Genomic DNA, 559 nt, shown 5'->3' on the forward strand with positions numbered 1-559 from the left:
TTTCACCGGAGTTCATCCCATGATGCGTCCCGACGCCAAGGTGCAGAAGGTCTATCTCTACCCAAAACCCGTCGACTTCCGCAAATCCATCAACGGCTTGGCCGCTCTGGTCGAGTTGGACATCAAGGTGGAGGTATTCAACCCGGTGCTGTTCGTGTTCCTCAATCGCACCCGCAGTCAGGTCAAGATCCTCTACTGGGAGCGCAATGGCTTCTGCCTGTGGCTCAAGCGTTTGGAAGCCGAGCGCTTCAAGACCAAACCCGATGCCGGCGACGACGCCCTCGAGCTGACGGTCGATGAGTTGAACTGGCTGCTCGACGGCATCGACCTGTGGCGTAACCGGCCGCATCAGGTTCTGACGCCGCGCTTCGTGGCCTGAGCCGGTATAATCCGGCGCCATGAAATTTGGCGCCGACCACCTTCCAGACGATCCCGTCCTGCTCAAGCAGATGTTGCTGTTGGCGCACGGAAAAGTGGCGCAACTCCAAGAACAAGTTGCTCTGCTGCGCCACAAGTTGTTCTCGCCCAAGTCCGAGCGCAGCCCTGAAGATACCGACTC

General features: G+C 58.7%; 1 protein-coding gene and 1 pseudogene. Both read left to right on the forward strand.

The features are described 5' to 3' along the window. The coding region (gene tnpB, locus G7020_RS23805) for an IS66 family insertion sequence element accessory protein TnpB (RefSeq protein WP_423835690.1) at positions 1 to 379 on the forward strand (379 nt) is incomplete at its 5' end. Positions 380 to 398: 19 nt separating this feature from the next. Next, a pseudogene (locus tag G7020_RS23810) lies at positions 399 to 559 on the forward strand (IS66 family transposase); the annotation flags it as partial.

This window comes from Stutzerimonas stutzeri (genome assembly GCF_013522825.1).
Taxonomy (GTDB): domain Bacteria; phylum Pseudomonadota; class Gammaproteobacteria; order Pseudomonadales; family Pseudomonadaceae; genus Stutzerimonas; species Stutzerimonas stutzeri_AK.